The following is a 16,425-nucleotide window of genomic DNA, read 5'->3' on the forward strand; positions in this document are numbered from 1 at the left end:
GAGCGTCGCTGGCGTCGACCGGCAAGCGCGGAAAACCTTGTTCACGGAGGGAGCGGGATTTGCTCAAACTCAAATGCCATCCTAGAATAATCCATATGGCGACCGGGAGAGAACGCCCCGGAGCGGAAGAGTGGACCTGCTCTTCTCGTATTCGCAGCAATCTCCGACACCAGGCAGTGGAGTAAATCTATGGAAGACGCTGAACATAGTTTGCGAGCCTTGGCTCAAGTCTATTTCGATGCCGCGTACGACATGGATGCGGAGCAGTTCCAGGCGATATTTCACCCGCTCAGTGCTGTAACCAGGATTGGCGATGACGGTGAGGTCGGTGTGATGCCGATCGAGACCTGGCTGGCCGGCGTGCGCAATGCGACCGCGCCGCGAAAGCTCAAGCTCGAGCGCAAGGACGAGGTCGTCGCGATCGATGTTTCGGACAATCTTGCCCTGGTAAAACTCAGGCTTCAGATGCCGCCGCGTTACTTCACCGACCTGCTGTCATGCCTGAAGGTGCAGGGCGCCTGGAAGATCGTACAGAAGGTGATGTCGGTCGACGTCCGTCAATAGATCCGCCTGGTCAATCGTCGATGCAGTCGTATTGCGAGCGCTTGAGGCTTGCGGCGTCGAGGTCAAGCGCGTCCGAGGCGATAGATCGAAGCGCCATGCGTTCATTGCCGTCGACGACAATGAAACCACCAGGATCGGCGCTCGAGTCGAACCAGCGTTAAAATATTCCGACGGATGTCGGTGCGGTGGCTCAGAGATTTTATAGCTGTACTAATATTATGCCAAATGAGGTGTTCGGGGAAGTCCTGACTGGAATTCCGGAATCGCCGCGAATCGGTGATAAGTCTGCGCGAACTATGTTGCATCGCCAGACCCCGCCAGCATTTCTCCAACCGTAGTTAAGCGGCAGTACGTGATCTTTTCCCGATCAGAGTCGATTGACCATAGTTTTGGGCGGGTGATAAGCTGTGTTTACTGTCGAGAGTCGCAAAAATCTGCGGTCTGCAACATTCATTGCCAATCGGCCCGGCCTCTCGTCGGGACGGTCGGTTTGATGCGGATCGTGCCACTCAACGAAAACAACCCCGGGTCGCGCACGGGGAAAGCATGTCCGATGCGGTAGGCGAGATGCTTGGTACGAGCGACGCGATTACGCGTCTGCGCGCGCTGACGCCTAAAATCGCCCGCAGTTCCGCGCCGATCCTGATCACCGGCTCCACCGGCACCGGCAAAGAGCATTTCGCGCGCGGTCTCCACCGCGCCAGCCGCCGGGCTCATGCGCCATTTGTCGCGATCAATTGCGGCGCGATCCCCGACACGCTGTTCGAGGCCGAACTGTTCGGGTTCGAGCGTGGCAGCTTTACCGGCGCCTTCCAGGCACAAAAGGGAAAGGCCGTGCTGGCCGATGGCGGCACCCTGTTTCTCGACGAAATCGGGGAATTACCGCCACTCAGCCAGACCAAATTGCTGCGCATGCTCGAAGAGCGCGAGGTCAATCCGATCGGCGCCCCGCGTCCGGTCAAGGTCGATCTGCGCATCGTCGCGGCGACCAATCGCGCGGTCGAGGAGCAGGTCGAAGAGGGGAGCTTCCGCAGCGATCTCTATTATCGCCTCAATGTCGCGCGCGTCGATCTGCCGGACCTGAGCGAGCGGCGCGAGGATATCGCGCTTTACCTCCACCACTTCATCGATCGTTTCAATCGACGCGACGATTGCCGGGTCGGCAGCCCCGACAATGAGCTGATGAACGTGCTGCTCGATTATGACTGGCCCGGCAACGTTCGCGAAGTGCGCAACTTCGTCGAAGGGGTCTTTATCGACCCGCCCGACGGCCCGATCGGCGTATGTCATATTCCCGCCGCCTTCCTTCGGCTGCAGTCGAGCTATTCGCGGAGCAGCGACGAAGAGCGCAACCTTATCCTGTCGGTGCTGGAGAAGACCGACTGGAACAAGGTCGAAGCCGCGAAGGAACTGCACTGGTCGCGCATGACATTGTACCGCAAGCTGACCAAACACCATGTCACACGCGGCGGCGCCGGGAGCTAAAGCCTCGCGCTGGCAGCGCCGTGGCGATCCTGTTTCGACACTAGGAAAGAGCGCGCCGATATAAGGCCGGCAAGCGATGACATGCCCGAGTCCGTGTGACGGTTGAATCGCCACCGGCGACAGGGTCGTGGGAGATATGGGACACCGGTTGTGTCGTATCTTTTTGCGCTACCTCTGCCAGGCGGCTAATATAATATCTTTATATATCAAGGGCTAATGCGACACATAAGGTCTTGGGCATCGCTTGGGCACGAGGCGGGGTTTCGATATGATTTCGCCCACGCAATAATCCCTCGGCAGGAGCGGACCGATTTTTACGCTCGAGGCTCCGGGGGCGTAACACTGTCGCAGCCGCGATCGGGGAGTGTGACACAATAGCTGTTACACACCGCGGAAAAAACGGCTGATTTCCGGCAAATATCAACTGGCACGCAACCTGCTGATGCTTGGCAAGCAGGGAGTGACTTGCCCATGAAGCGGTTGAGATCGGTATCGGAAGCAAATGAGCGCGCGGGCGGTGAGTCCGAAGGCGTCGTTGCCGCGATCTACGTCAACTATTTCGAGCTCGGGCATAACCCGTTCGAGTTCCTGATCGATTTCGGCCAGTTCCATCCCGGCCTTGCGGACGGCGAAGGCGCGACCGCGATTCACAGCCGCATCGCGCTCGCCCCGCCTTACGCCAAGATGCTGTCGGCACTGCTCGCCCGATCGGTGCGCGAGCATGAAACCGAATATGGTCCGATCGCCGTGGTCGGTGCGCTCTCCAGCCCGATCGATTCAGTACTCAGCCCGCTCGGCGATTTCGAGGAGCGCGCCCGCGCGCTGCGCTCGCAACAGCCCCATTCCACTTCGGCCCCTTCAAACAACCATAGGTGATTCGATGACTGCGCAGATTCGCCCCAACCGCATGGAAGTCAGCGACCGGTTCCCGATGCTCGGCTTTGCCGTTCGCACCGACGAACCCAATGTCGAGGCTGAAGTGGTGCTCGCCAATGACATCGCCCTGTTCGGCGGTCAGAACAGCAACCGGCGCACCGCGGCCAATTTCTATTCCAGCCGGGAGCATGGCACACTGACGGTACCGCGCGGCGAGGGCGTCTTCGTCGTACCGCCCGATGTGCTGGCGCGCTTCATCGGCAGTGAGAAGATCTTCTTCGGCCTAGCCACCGGGCATGGCGGCAATGGCGGCCTGAACGTCGACGCGCTGCCGCGCGACGGCAGCCCCTATGTGTCGCTGCGCGGCTTCACCGGCCGCACGCTGCGGCGCAATTTCGGTGGTGCGCGCGGGTCGGGCGCACCGCGTCTGGAATGGACCGGCGATGCGCCCAAGCCCGGCAGCGAAGGCTCGAACGGGTCGGGCAATGGTGCTGCATCGGCGATCGCGTCGAACGGCGCCAATGGCGCGTCGGCAGCACCTCAGCCCTCGGGCAAATATGATGACGGATTCGGCCCGATGCCGGCGATCCCGGCGCGTGAGAGCAGCTATCGCGGACGCCCGACGGCGAGCGGCCGGCAAATGGGTCGCGGGCAGGCGGTCGGGATCACGATGAGCAGCGGCACGACCGCCGCCGCCGCGCTCGACTGGATCCGCACCAAGATCGAGCAGGGCGTGCAGGCAGCGGGATCGCATGTCGATCCGCCGTCGATCTATTATCTCGGCGACAATAGCAGCATCTTCATCCGCGCCTGGCAGATCACGTTCGGGGCGACCGCGCTGTTCGTGCCGACCAACGGCTTTCTTGCGGCGATCCCGTCACTCGCTGCCGAGACCGGCGTGACATTGTCGATCGGGCCGGTGCTCGATACGCCGCTGTTCGGCGGCGGGATTGGCGTGGCGTTCTCGCCCGACGGCCAGGTGGCGCTGTTCGGCGCCGGCGAGATCAGCGCCGATTTCGACGGCCTGCTCGAATTCGTGAAATCGCTCAAGCTCGCGCTGACCGCGAAAATGAAGCTCGGTTATAATCGCGGCGGGCTCGCCAAATTCGCCGATATCAGCACGGTCGCCGGCATCAACGTCGGCGAGGAGGTCGTCGGCGGATCGGAAATCTGGCTCGATTCGACCGGGAGCGGCATTGGCGGCGCGGTTAGCATCGGCGTCGGTTTCGCGCTGCAACTCGCGGCGCAACAGGCCCCCGCCCGTCGCGTCGGCATCACCATGAGCAGCGGGACGACGGCCACTGCCGCGCTCGACTGGATCCGCGCGAAAATCGAACAGGGCGTGCAGCTGGCGGGCGACACGGTGGACCCGCCATCGATGTATTATCTCGGCGACAATAGCAGCATCTTCACGCGCGCCTGGCAAATCGGCCATGGAGCCGCCGCGCTATTCTCGCCGTTCAGCGCCTTCCTCGCAGCCTTGCCGGGGCTTGCCCGCGACAGCGGCGTGACCTTGTCGATCGGCCCGGCCCTCGACACGCCCTTGTTCGGCGCCGGGGTCGGCGCGGTCTTCGCGCCGGATGGGCAGGTCGCCTTGTTCGGAACCGGAGAAATCAGTGCCGACTTCGACAGCTTGAGCGAATTCGTCACCTCGCTGAAGCTCGCGCTGCAGGCCAAGATGAAGCTTGGCTATAATCGCGGCGGACTGGCGAAATTTGCCGATCTTCATACCGTTGCCGGGGTGAGCGTCGGTGAGGAACTGGTCGGCGGCGCGGAAATCTGGCTCGATTCGACCGGCAGTGGCATCGGCGGCGCGGTCAGCATCGGCGTCGGCTTCGCGCTGCAGCTGGCGGAGCAGGAAGCCACCGAGAGCAAGGCGGGTTCGCCCGCCTATGTGCCGCCGTCGCTGCCCTCCGACCCGCGCCAGCGCGCGACGCGCATCGGCGGCAGTTTCGGTCAGCGGATCGGCGAGGCGCTCGACCTCGGGCTCGATGGTGCGACGATCACGCCGCTGCTCGACAAGCTCGATCCTCCGATGGCCGCGCTGCCGCTTGGCGTGGCCCGGTCGCTGAACGCCACCACCTGGTCGATCAACTGGGACGGCATCGATGCGGTGCCGCAACCGACCGGCAAAAGCTGCTGGGCGACGACGCTGTCGATGCTGATCGGCTGGCGCGACAGCAAGAGCGTCATGCCGTCCTGGGTCGCCGAACAATGCGGACGCACCATCAATGATGGCTTGCCTTGGGCGAACCGCGCCGACGCCGCTGCCGCCCTCGGTCTCGGGACGGTCGCGCCGGCCTGCTACACGCCGGACGGATTTGCCGGCCTGATCGAACAGCATGGCCCGCTTTATGTCGGCAAGATCATGAGCGACACGATCCATTCGGGTCACGCTGTGCTCGTCGTCGGCATGTATTCCGACGGGCAGAATTATTTCGTCCGCGTGGTCGACCCCTGGGATCGCCCGGTCGGCACGCCCGGTGCGCCCGACCCCTATGAGAGCACGCACAATAGCGGCAGCCGCTACATCATGCGCTACGAGGATTTCCAGAACGAGTATGAAATGGCCGCGGCGGGCAACCCCGCTTATGTCCAGATCATCTATGCCGGCGTTCCCCTGGGGCAGGCGATCAACCGGGGCACCGGCGCGCCATCCGGCTTTGCGATGTCCACGCCGCAAGCGCGGTCACGGGCCAGCGCAGCGGCATCCTCCGGGCGCCGCGTACCGGCCAATGCACTGGTCGCGCCCGCAGTCGCCGTAGAAGTGGGGATCGCTGTCGGGTCGGTCATCGGTGGCGCGATCGTCTCCGCATCGGGCACCGACATAACCTATCAGGTCGATTCATATCGCGGCTGGAAGCGACCGCGACAGCTCGATGCCCAGGCGCCGCTCAACATTGTCGAAGACGCGTCGATCACGATCGATTGGGATGACGATTCGATCCTCGACTCGATCGGGATGAAGCTCGACATTCGCTGGCAATATGATGGCTGGTCGCTCGGCAACGTCATCATGGTCGCGCATGGCTTCAACGATGCCGTCGGCGATGCGCTGGCCGTGCACGCGCAGATTTCGGAAACCGATAAACCGTTTATCGGTACCAGCCCGACCAGTGCGCCGCGCTATATCAACAATCCCGGGGCGATGCTGGTCGTGACGATCACCTATCGTCGCGAGCGAATGGTGCGGGGCGACGAGGTCTATGAAAAGGTGATCACGCTGCTGCCGACTGGCCAGTACGTCGAATCCGGTCGCGAACTCTGAGCCAGGGACAGAGATCGATCATGGCATCGTCCTACGGCTCCCCGCCCGCGCACCGCTCGCTCCAGGCATCGAAGCGTGTTCCCGCCAGCGCCCTGGCGGGGGACTTCTGGGGCGGCCGGTCCGGAACGACCGCGCCCGCTGGCGACGGCAGCGATATGTCCGAAACGACGACCGAGACGTCGCCCACGCCCGCCAGCACCAAGGCGCCGCCCGCGACGGAAACGCTTGGCCGTCGGGCGGGCGCGGTCACCGATGAGCTCGACTTTCCCGAATTCGTCTCTTCCCTGATCCATGGCACGTGGGACGCGATGGTCGATTCGTCGATCCGCCAGATGGACGCCTATGCCGATCTGGTCGCGGCGATTTCCAAGCCGATGGCGCAGTTCCGCGAAGAGAATGTCACCGCGAACCAGGCGCGCGACTGGCTTGTCTCGCAATATCCCGGCGATCTGGCTCTGGCGCGCGACGACAGCGGCGTCGCGGTCGTGCCGCGCGGCGCGCTCGACGAGTTCGGCAGCGGTCCGTCGCCGGACTGGCTGCGCGATTTCGGTGCCGCCGATCAGCCGCTCACCCCCGAGCTGATCGAGGAAGTGCTGATACCCGCGGCGCGCGACCGGCTGGCGGGCGACCGTATGCAGACCCTGGCGACATTGGTCATGCTCGGCATGAACCGCATCGTCGTGCGCGACGGTTCGATCACCGCGCGGCTGAAGTTCCGCGCGGCAGCCAGCGACAAATCGTCGGTCGATTATGCGGTCAGCGACGATCCCGGCAGCGCGACGCCGTCGGGCAACTGGTCGACCCGCGGCAGTACCGCCTATGCGGCACCCGTCACCAAGGTATCGACGGTCGGCGTCAATGCGCAGACCGACACGACGATGAATGCCGAACTGTTCGGCGAAGTGAAGATCAATTTCGCCAGCGAGACGATCCCGCTCGACCGTTTCGCCGACGATGCGCGCCGGACCATGCTCGAGCGCGCCGCGCGGCCGATGCCGCCGACTGCTCCCGCCACGGCTCCCGCTCCCGCCGTCCCGCCCGCTACGATCGCTCCGGCAGCAATTGCTGCGCCACCGTCGCCGCCGGTCGCAGCGCCGCCCGTCCTCGCACCGGCCTCGATCATCACCCCGTCACAGCCGATCGGCGCAACCCCATGACGTCCGCCCGCCGCCTACTCGAAGACATGATCGGCGAGCTCGCCGACAGCATGATCGCGTTGCCCGAGACGCAAGCGGGCGGCGGGCTGCGCACCACCCGCATCGAACTCACCTTGCCGGTCGAAACGCGCGTCACGCGCGGTCCTGCGGGGCTGCGCATCGAAGCCGACATGCCGCGCACCCATACGCGAACCGATTTCGACTTGCCGGTCGGCCGCTTCACGCTGACCCTGGCCGAAGTACCGGTCGAGGCCGTGTCATGACCGGCAACGGCTCCATCGCGCTGGAGGATTTCATCCAGGCGGTCCAGCTTCAGCTCGACACCGCCCAGACGCGCATGAGCCTCAAGGCGCAGAACGACAGGCTGCCGCTGACCTTCGCGATTCGCGACATCGCGATGGATCTGAAAGCGCATGTCGAACTCGACGACGGCGAAATCCGCATTCGTCCGGCTGGTCCTCAGGACAAGGATCCAACGGTCCTGAAGCTGACCTTCACCGCGATCACGCGGCCGATGATCGAGGAAAATGCGGTCCAGCTCGCGATCGATAACAAGGACGATGTCCTGTTGTCGTCCCTCGGCGATGACGAGCTTGACCAGGACGAACGCCGCCGGCTCGAGGGGATCGGCGTGCGCACCGTGTCGAAGCTCAACGAAATCCGCAAACAGGGATTGGGCGGATCGGTCGGGCGGATCACGCGGCTGCCGATCGACAAGCTGGAAAGCGTGCTGTCGCGCGCTACCCGGCCATTGGTCGACGATGTGTCGAGCGAGCCCGACGGTGCCGACGAGTTGCGCCAGCGGCTGCGTATCAAGGGGCGCAATTTGCTGCGCGACGGCACGCCACCGCGCGTGTCGATCGCCGGACGGCCGGTCAATGTCGTCCATGCCAGCGATACCGAAATCGTGCTGGCGCCGGATATCGATCAGCTCGCCGGGCAGATGAGCCTGAGCCATGACAGCAAAGCCCCGACCGAATTGTGGTTCGACCAGAGCCATGCCGCGCCGCCGCTGATGCAGCCCGTCATCGAGGGCAATGGTGCGCTGTACGGCAATGGAGGCCACGCATGAGCGTCAGCCGCGCCATCCTGCCCTGGGCGCATCGCTCGGGTGCCTATGCATTGCCGACCAGCCTGCTCGTGCGGCTGAAGCTTGGCGAAGTGCCTGCCGGGATCCCGGCCGCGCTCGACGTCCGGCGCAAGGCCGCGTCGCCCGCCGGCAGCACCGGGCACGGTGCGCTCGACCGGGTGGTGAGCAGTTTCGGCAGCCATGTACAGGTCTCGCGGCTCCATGCCGCGGCGCGGGCGCTCCGCAACGTCGGCGCGCGCAACATGGGGTATAGCGAGGAAGAGGAGGTGTCGGGCATCGCTCGGGTCCTGCGCTTCGACGTGGCCGAGGGCACGCATGTCGGGTCGCTTGCCATCTCGCTGATGCAACTCGATCTGGTCGAGTCCGCGATCCCCAATTATATCACCACCGTCGGTCTCGACGGGCCCGATATGCCCCGGCGCCCTTCGGGCGATGACGATGGCTGGGATCCGCGCGACCTGGTCAATGCGCGGCGCGCGCTCGCCTATGAAGGCGGCGATGCCAGCGTCATCGTCGGTGTGGTCGACAGCGGGCTGGCGCTGGAGCATCCCGAATTCGCCGGCCGGCTGCGCCATGGCTATGACACGGTGCAACTGGGCAAGGGCGAGCTGGCCGGCGGCGTCGCGCTGCTCGGTGACAATCAGGGTGCCGATACCAACCCCACCGACCGCTATGTCGGCCATGGCACGGGCTGTGCCGGGATCATCGGCGGGTGCGGCAGCGAGATGCCGCCGGGCCTTGGCGGCGACTGCCGCATGCTCCCGTTACGCGCGCTGGGCGCCGCGCGCTTCCCCGGGCGCGATGCCGCGGTGGGCGTCGGCGCGCTCAGCGATCTCGACATGGCGCTGGTCATGGCGGCGCAGCTCGGCGCGAAAGTCATCAATTGCAGCTTCGGCACCGAGGATGACGCGCTCGAACCCGGCGCGCCGAAACCACATGCCGAGGCGGTGGCTTTCGCGACCGCGCGTGGCTGCGCGCTGGTCGCGGCATCGGGTAATAGCGGCGACGACCATATCTATTGGCCCGCGGCATTTCCCGATGTCATCGCGGTTGGTTCGGTCGCGCTCGACCGGTCGGTCAGCAGCTTCTCGACGCACGGCAAGCACGTTGCGCTTTGTGCGCCCGGGGAGCGCGTCCGGACCGCGTCGCTCGATGGTTATCAGAGCGCGACCGGTACCAGCTTTGCCGCGCCCTTCGTCGCCGGCGCCGCCGCCTTGCTTGTCGCGCGCGCCAACACGCGCGCTGCCGCGCTCGACCCGGCTACGATCAAGTCATTGCTGATCGACAGCGCGCAACCGCACCGCGGCGATGTCGGCCCCGGCAATGGCGCGGGCGTGCTTGATGCCGCGCGCGCGCTCGAACTGCTCGATCAGGCGCTCGACGCCGATGAAACGACTGAATTGGGAGGTGCCGATGACGGCTGATCCACCCTCCGCCCGGCACTGAACCGACACTTACACTCTCTTCGAAAGGAACATCGACATGGCAACTCCGACAACCCCGACCCCGCCCGCCTCTCCGTCCGGTGCAGCATCCAAAGGCAGCGGTGGCATCAAGATCGTCAACATCGATTTCTTGGACATCCGCGATCGCGAGATCACGGCTCGTAGCGACGTCCGCTCCGACTGGCAGATGCTCGAACAGCGCAAGCAGAAGGTCGGCACGCTGGGCGAGGATGACCAGGCCGAATATAACCGCCTCACCAAACTGCTTGCCGTGGTGAACGGCACCGCCACCAAGACCCCGCAATTCCTCGATCCGCTGTTCGGTGCGACGCGGCACCTGCTCCGGCAGGACGATCTCGGGCTGCAGCCGATCGAGGTCGAGCATCGCGGCTTCACTGCCGCATCCAGCGCCAGGCTGGAGTTCCCCAAGCTCGCCAATGCCGACGAAGCGACGCGCGACCGCGAAGTCGCGCGGATCGGCCTGGTCCTGGGGCTCCTGCAATTGTGGAAAGCGCCACTGCCGCGTCTCATCGCGGATTCGACCGGTGAGGTGAAGGCGGACGACACCAGCCCGAATTTCGGCGAGTTCGGTGAACAGCTCGTCAAGGCGATGGCACGCGTCTCTACGCGTATCGACCTCGCCGTACGTATCCTCAAGACAATGTCCGATGCGGTCAATGTCGCGGGCGACGCGCGCGAGCCGGAGATATCGAGCCTCGAATACGCGCAGGTTTTCGAAAAGCTGGTCGAGCGCAATATCTCGGCGAAGGATCCGAACCTGAAGCCGCAGGTCGAGGAATCGTTCGGGCGCGTGCAGGATATCGGCGCCGAAAAGCCGATGCACGAATTCGAGATCAACTTGCCCGACCTCGAAGCCACGACCGAGTTCGAAGTGGTCGGCGACCATTGCCGGCTGATGGGCTCGTTCATCTTCGCATCGGCATTTGAGGAGCTGAAGGCGTTCCAGGTCGTCGACAAGCTGGTCGAGATGTCGCAGCGCGGCGAGATTCCGCTGATCCGCGGCCCCGCAGGCACGCAGCTCTACAGCTATTGGCGCGAAGCCCCGAACCGGATGAGCGAAGTCGAGCGGCAGAATTTCTACGCCATGACGCTAGGCCTGCCGACCGGTCAGCCCGGTGTGTCGGTCAACAGCGACTTCCAGGACCTGTGGCTGCGCTTCGTCTCATCGGTGTCGTCGCTGGTTCGCGAGAGCCGCGTCGATCGCCTGATCCGCTCGTCGCTGCCGGTCGCGATCAACCAGCAACAGGTGAAGAAGGCGGCGCGCGACCTGGCGGTCAACATGTCGTCGCGCGGTTATGGCATGATCTTCTATGCCGCCGCCGACCTGCAGAAGCAGATCAACGACATGATCGCGTTGCTGCGCGATCCGGAACTGCGCGCGGCGTTCGGTGCCCGCGACATGTGGGGCGTGATCGACCAGATCGCCCAGACCGAACTGGGCGGCGCCCGCAACTCGTCCAAATATCGCATGCTGGCGACGAGCGGCGCGATCATCACCAACTGGATCGCCAACCATACCGACCGGCTGCGTGACCCGACAGCACCGATGGTCGAACTGCGCGATGTCGAGAATCCGCCGGCGCGCGCATCGGGCCAGACACCCGTGTCCAAGCCGACCGACTATGATCTCGTCAACGCGTGCGAGATGTGGCTGGCGGACTCGGCGATGGGCGAGGACCGCGTCGAGCAGATGTCGCAACCGCGCGAATCGCCGCAGGTGACCAGCCGCCCGATCCAGATTCCGTCGATCGCGCGCGATCTGCTCGAAGGCACCGGACTTGGCCTGGGGATGGGTTTCGATCCGGGACTCTCGCGCGCCAACGGCCGTGCCAACGGTCATGGCAGCTATGCGGGCTATTGAGAGCCACGCCCGCACAAGGAGGATTGCGCCATGCGCTACGAACCATTGAGCCGACGGATCAAGACCCGCCTGATGACGGCGTCGCGCTCGCTCCGCACCGCCGACCCGGGGCATTTCGTCAACAACATGATCGAGGACAGTTTCGCCTATCCGATGGGCGACCGGCGCTACGAGGATAATCCGCTGTTGCGCGGTGCCGCGCCGTTCGTCCCGAAATTCGGCGCGGCGCAGCCTCGTACGCTGGCTTTCGACCTGGAACCGCTTGGCCCCGATGCGTCGGCGGGCGACCGCCGCGATGCCGCCACGCGCGAGATGCGCCGCCTCGTCGCCGACAATTTCGGCAATGAAGCGCTGCATTGGTACGATGGCGCAAGCGAGAGCAAGCGCGGCCTGTCGCGATCCTCCGCGCTCAATTACGGCGCGTTCTTCGGATCGAGTTTCGATGCCAACGGCCTGCAATCGGCGACCGTCACCTATGAGGGCGGCTCGGGCGCGACCAACGACGTCAACCCGGCGCTGGCACGACTGATCGGCGCCGCCATGTCGACCATGCCGGGCATGCGGCCGGTATTCACGACGCTTGTCGCGGGCCGGGATTATGGCAGCCAGATGGTCACCTTCCTGATGACCAACGGCTTCCGCCTTGCCGAGATGCAGCCGATGCTCGACGAACTCGGGCTGGGCAAGCGGCTCGCCAGCATCCTCCAGGTAATCGGCGTCGCGCTTGGCGGGCGCTTCGAGATCCCGCCCGGCGCCGCGCTGGTCGCGTTCGGCCGCAGCCCGCAGGGCGTCGAACTCGAGCTGCAGGTGATGCTCGACGCGATCCCCGACGTGCCGCCGAATTTCCTGCAATTGCTGACCATGAACTTGCGCGAGCGTCCGCGCGAACTGGGCACGCTGGAACGTTTTCTCGAGGCCTTTACGCCGGAAGACAATGTCTGGCCGGGACGCTTCAGCATCCTGAGCGTCAAGATCGCGCCATCGGGCCCACCCAAGATCGGCCTGTTCCTGCGTCCGGTCGAATTCGAGATCAGCCCGTCCGCCGGGCTCGTGTCCGAGGGGACGCCATTGTCGGTGCACTGAACCGCGCCGTCGTCGCTCTGTTACCGCCACCGCTCTGCCGCCGATTGTTCGAGGATCCATGTCATGAACGCAGCCGCTCGCATCCCGCTCGACGACATTGGTGTCGAGCCGCCACCGCGTCCGGAGGTTCGCGCCAAGGTGCAGGAACTGCTCGCCGCGACGCCGGCCTTTCATCAACTGCCGTCGAGCCAGCAGATGCAGGTCGCGCGCGACACCGCGCGGATCGCCGACGCATTGGTCGGTCAGGCCGCGCCGGGCACCTCGTCCGTTTCGTCGCAGGCGATGGCGGGCGGCGTCGACCAGTATGAGTCGGACCAGGCGGCGGTCGATGCGATCGGTAACGACCCCTTCACCGCCGGCGCTGCGCGCGAAGGCGCGGCGATCGCCGGCGAGTTCATGAAGCAGGTCAATTTCGTCGAATTCGTTTCGGGGCTGATCGACGGCGTGTTCAATTCGATCGTGACGTCGAACATCCAGCAGATGGAGGCCTATTCGAAGATGGTCTCCGACGTCTCGAAATCGCTCAACCAGTTTCGCGACGACAATACGACGTCAGACGACGGCAAGGATCAGCTGTGCGAGGCGTTTCCCGATGTGTTCGATATCGGGCCCGACAGCTTTACCGGCGGCACGCAACCGGTCCTCAAACTGAAGGACGGGGTGGATCAGGACGCGGCGCTCGCCAATGTCGCCGGTACGCTCAACCAGCATGCCGACAAGCCGATCGAGTCAATCGACGTGTCCGATCCGGAAGTGCAGGAAACGCTGATCAAGGCCGCGCGCGGGCAGATCGCTACGTCGCGGCAGCAACTGCTCGCGACGATGGTGCTGATGGGCCTGTCGCGCATCGTCGTGACCAACGGCAAGATCTCGGCGAAGATCATGTATGATTTCAACGCGTCGAGCCAACGTCAGCTCTCGCGTACCGCCATGGCGCGTGACTATGCCCGCGATGCGCAAGGCAATCTGCTGAAAATGGGGACGACCGAAACCGAGAATGAAACGAGCGACAAGGGCTCGCGCTCGCGCAATAGTTCCTACGAGGCCGGAAAGGGTAGTTACACCGGCACGTACGACGCCGATTACTACACCAAGGGCAAGTATAAATATACCGAGAAGCCGGTCATGACGGCGCAGTCGATGGCGAGCGAGACGCAGAACGACAATTTCTCCGCCAAGGCGAGCCTGATGGGTGCGGTCGAGGTCAATTTCAAATCGGACTATATGCCGCTCGACAAGATGGCGACGCCGGAAATGATGGCGGCGATCCAGATGCGCTCCAAGCCGATCGATCACAACAAGCCACAATATACGCCCGGTCCCGCACCGGCACCGGTCGCTGCTGCGCCGCCGCCTGCGCCGGCACCTGCCCCGGCGCCGGCAAGGGCCTGAGCCATGAACGCCGCATCCGTCATCGAACGCCACGAGGTCGCGGTTCAGCCGCCGACCGGCCTGTCTCCCGATGCGCTGGCCCGCGTGCGCCCCAAGGTGCAGTCGATGCTGACGCAGATTCCCGCTTATGCGCAGATGACGAACGAGGAACAGGCCAAGCTCGCGCACGACATGGTCAAGGTGCTCGCCTATATGGACGACCCCAACCGCATCGTCGAACAGACCGCCCCCGTGCTGGCCCCCGTCCTGGCCGAAGCGCAGGCCGACGCCAATGAACAGACGCGCAAGAACCTGTCCCAGTCGCCCGGTTTTGCCGGCAAGGATTTCGTCGCCGGCGCCGCGGCACAGGGTACCGACCAGTTCGTTCGCTTGGTCAAGGAAGTCGATTTCCCGGCCTTTGTCGGCGGGCTGATCAACAATGTGTTCAAGACGATCGTGGAAACCTCGATCGAACAGATGCGCGCTTATGGGGAGCTGGTCGCCGCCGTTGCGAAGACCGCGGAAGATTATATGGCCGAGAATATCGGCATGGGTCAGGGCCGCGATTATCTGGCGCAGCGCTTCCCCGATCTGCTCGACGTGGACATCGACGATGACGGCAATTCGAAGTTGAAGGTGACCTCGGACGATGAGGAAGCCGCTCTGGCCGAAGTGCATTCGACGCTCGGCATGAGCGGGGAGGCGGCGACCGACCTTTCTGAAGAAGAGACCGAGATGGCGCTGGTCAATGCGGCGCGCCTGACCATGGCCAAGTCGCGGCAGCAGCTTCTGGCGTCGATGGTGATGCTCGGGATCAACCGTATCGTCGTGACCGACGGCTCGATCGTCGCCAAGGTGAAGTTCGACATGCGCGCGACCGATGAAGCGAAGCGCGGCTATCGTGCTTCGGCCTATGATCGCCAGACCAGCCGGAACAAGAATGTCAGCGCCTTTGGCGGCGGGTTCCTCGGTTTTGGCGGTGGCTCGGTCAACGTCAACGAACAATCGCATGTCGCGACCGTCAGCACTGGTGTCGACGAGACGAGCGAGTCGAAACTCGATCTGACGGCCAAGCTGCAGGGCGAGGTCCGGGTCAACTTCAAGTCCGATTATCTGCCGCTGGAGAAAATGGCGACGCCCGAGATGATCGGCGCGATTCAGGGCAATTCGCAGCCCACCCCGCCGCGCAACATGGCGCGTTCCGGAGCGACGCCGACGCCTGCCGCGCCGGCGACGCCGGGACAATGACCGGCGTGGACACCCGGTCGCTCACGACGGCGACACCCTTCGGCCTGCGCCGTGTGCTCGAAGAGGCCGAAAATCTGGTGCTGGCGGCCGAAGCGCACAGCGTGATGATGGCCGAGCTCGGCCAGATCGACTTGCCTCCGGCGGAGCGCGCCGATGCAATGCAGCTCCGCGCGATCGCCAGCCTGTACCTCGCCTCGACGCTCGAGGCGGCCGGCCTGATCCAGGCTGCCGACGACCTGACGCGGCTGGTGCGGACCGGCGCGCTGGGCGGGGATCTCGGCGAAGCGGCGGCGCTGATCGAGGCCTTCTGGGATGGACGTAACGACCGCGCGAGCGAGCCCGAACGTCTGGCGCTGTTCGGCCGGTTGTTCGGCGCGCCGGCCGGGCCGGACGATGCCGCCGGCGGCGCGAACAGCGACTTCGAGGAAATGCTGCTCGATTTGTGCGACTCGATCATGAAAGCGGTCGATGGCGGCGGCCAGGGACGTGCCCGCGCCGCCGCTGCCCGTCTGGCGGAAAACGTCGCCGCGGCGTCGAATGACATGGTGCAGATGCTGGCGCGCGAGATCCTGCAATCGCTGGGTCAGGCGATCGCGATCCTCAATCATCCTTCGGTGCGCGCGATGCTTGCCGCGCGAACGATGTGGGATGCGGTGACCGCGATCGATCGCCGCTTTCGCCGGACATCGCGGCCGACGCTGACGCATCTGCGGCGCGGGCGCGCGGGGATGGCGGTGCTCGCCTGGCTGGCCGACCATGTCGATACGATCGAGGGAGGCGGCGGGTCGCTGGTCTCCAATGGCGATCTCGTTGTCGACGCGGCGATCGACTGGGTCGACGAAACGCTGTCGATCGTGCGCGGTGAAAGCGAACAACCGGCTGTATCGGCTCGCGCTCCGGCGGGCGGCAGGGCACCGGATGCGGGCGGGTCGGCCTGGCGCGACCTCGGGCGCTGA

General features: G+C 64.7%; 13 protein-coding genes. All 13 read left to right on the forward strand.

All coding sequences use genetic code 11. The features are described from left to right. The first annotated feature begins 219 nt into the window (after positions 1-219). The 13 genes from H3Z74_RS24070 (at position 220) to H3Z74_RS24130 (ending at position 16,425) form a co-directional block, all read left to right on the forward strand. Positions 220-564, forward strand: coding sequence for a nuclear transport factor 2 family protein (locus tag H3Z74_RS24070; RefSeq protein ID WP_229726786.1), 345 nt, complete (start codon positions 220-222; stop codon positions 562-564). 546 nt (positions 565-1,110) lie between these two features. Then, complete coding sequence (locus H3Z74_RS24075; RefSeq protein ID WP_229726787.1) at positions 1,111-2,049, forward strand: sigma-54 interaction domain-containing protein; 939 nt, start codon at positions 1,111-1,113, stop codon at positions 2,047-2,049. 471 nt (positions 2,050-2,520) lie between these two features. Beyond that, positions 2,521-2,925, forward strand: a complete 405-nt coding sequence (locus H3Z74_RS24080; protein ID WP_187761971.1) for a DUF3467 domain-containing protein — start codon at positions 2,521-2,523, stop codon at positions 2,923-2,925. Between the two features lie 4 nt (positions 2,926-2,929). Then, on the forward strand, positions 2,930-6,193 hold the full coding sequence (locus tag H3Z74_RS24085; RefSeq protein ID WP_187761972.1) for a papain-like cysteine protease family protein: 3,264 nt from the start codon (positions 2,930-2,932) through the stop codon (positions 6,191-6,193). A gap of 20 nt (positions 6,194-6,213) precedes the next feature. Continuing rightward, positions 6,214-7,350 carry a hypothetical protein gene (locus H3Z74_RS24090; RefSeq protein WP_187761973.1) on the forward strand — a complete coding sequence of 379 codons (1,137 nt, stop codon included), beginning with the start codon at positions 6,214-6,216 and terminating at the stop codon, positions 7,348-7,350. Next, positions 7,347-7,613, forward strand: a complete 267-nt coding sequence (locus tag H3Z74_RS24095; RefSeq protein WP_187761974.1) for a hypothetical protein — start codon at positions 7,347-7,349, stop codon at positions 7,611-7,613. The genes H3Z74_RS24090 and H3Z74_RS24095 overlap by 4 nt, the downstream gene beginning before the upstream one ends. Further along, positions 7,610-8,422 carry an IPT/TIG domain-containing protein gene (locus H3Z74_RS24100; RefSeq protein ID WP_187761975.1) on the forward strand — a complete coding sequence of 271 codons (813 nt, stop codon included), beginning with the start codon at positions 7,610-7,612 and terminating at the stop codon, positions 8,420-8,422. The genes H3Z74_RS24095 and H3Z74_RS24100 overlap by 4 nt, the downstream gene beginning before the upstream one ends. Further along, positions 8,419-9,864, forward strand: a complete 1,446-nt coding sequence (locus tag H3Z74_RS24105) for a S8 family peptidase (protein ID WP_187761976.1) — start codon at positions 8,419-8,421, stop codon at positions 9,862-9,864. The genes H3Z74_RS24100 and H3Z74_RS24105 overlap by 4 nt, the downstream gene beginning before the upstream one ends. 58 nt (positions 9,865-9,922) lie before the next feature. After that, positions 9,923-11,767 (forward strand): hypothetical protein, encoded by a 1,845-nt coding sequence (locus tag H3Z74_RS24110; RefSeq protein ID WP_187761977.1) that lies wholly within the window; start codon positions 9,923-9,925, stop codon positions 11,765-11,767. Positions 11,768-11,797: 30 nt separating this feature from the next. Next, the gene (locus H3Z74_RS24115; protein WP_183109625.1) at positions 11,798-12,850 is read left to right on the forward strand and encodes a hypothetical protein; all 1,053 of its coding nucleotides are present in this window, start codon (positions 11,798-11,800) and stop codon (positions 12,848-12,850) included. Positions 12,851-12,913: 63 nt separating this feature from the next. Then, on the forward strand, positions 12,914-14,242 hold the full coding sequence (locus tag H3Z74_RS24120) for a hypothetical protein (protein WP_187761978.1): 1,329 nt from the start codon (positions 12,914-12,916) through the stop codon (positions 14,240-14,242). Positions 14,243-14,245: 3 nt separating this feature from the next. Next, the gene (locus H3Z74_RS24125; protein WP_187761979.1) at positions 14,246-15,469 is read left to right on the forward strand and encodes a hypothetical protein; all 1,224 of its coding nucleotides are present in this window, start codon (positions 14,246-14,248) and stop codon (positions 15,467-15,469) included. After that, complete coding sequence (locus tag H3Z74_RS24130; RefSeq protein ID WP_187761980.1) at positions 15,466-16,425, forward strand: hypothetical protein; 960 nt, start codon at positions 15,466-15,468, stop codon at positions 16,423-16,425. Before H3Z74_RS24125 ends, H3Z74_RS24130 begins: the two co-directional genes overlap by 4 nt.

Source organism: Sphingomonas alpina, assembly GCF_014490665.1.
GTDB lineage: Bacteria > Pseudomonadota > Alphaproteobacteria > Sphingomonadales > Sphingomonadaceae > Sphingomonas > Sphingomonas alpina.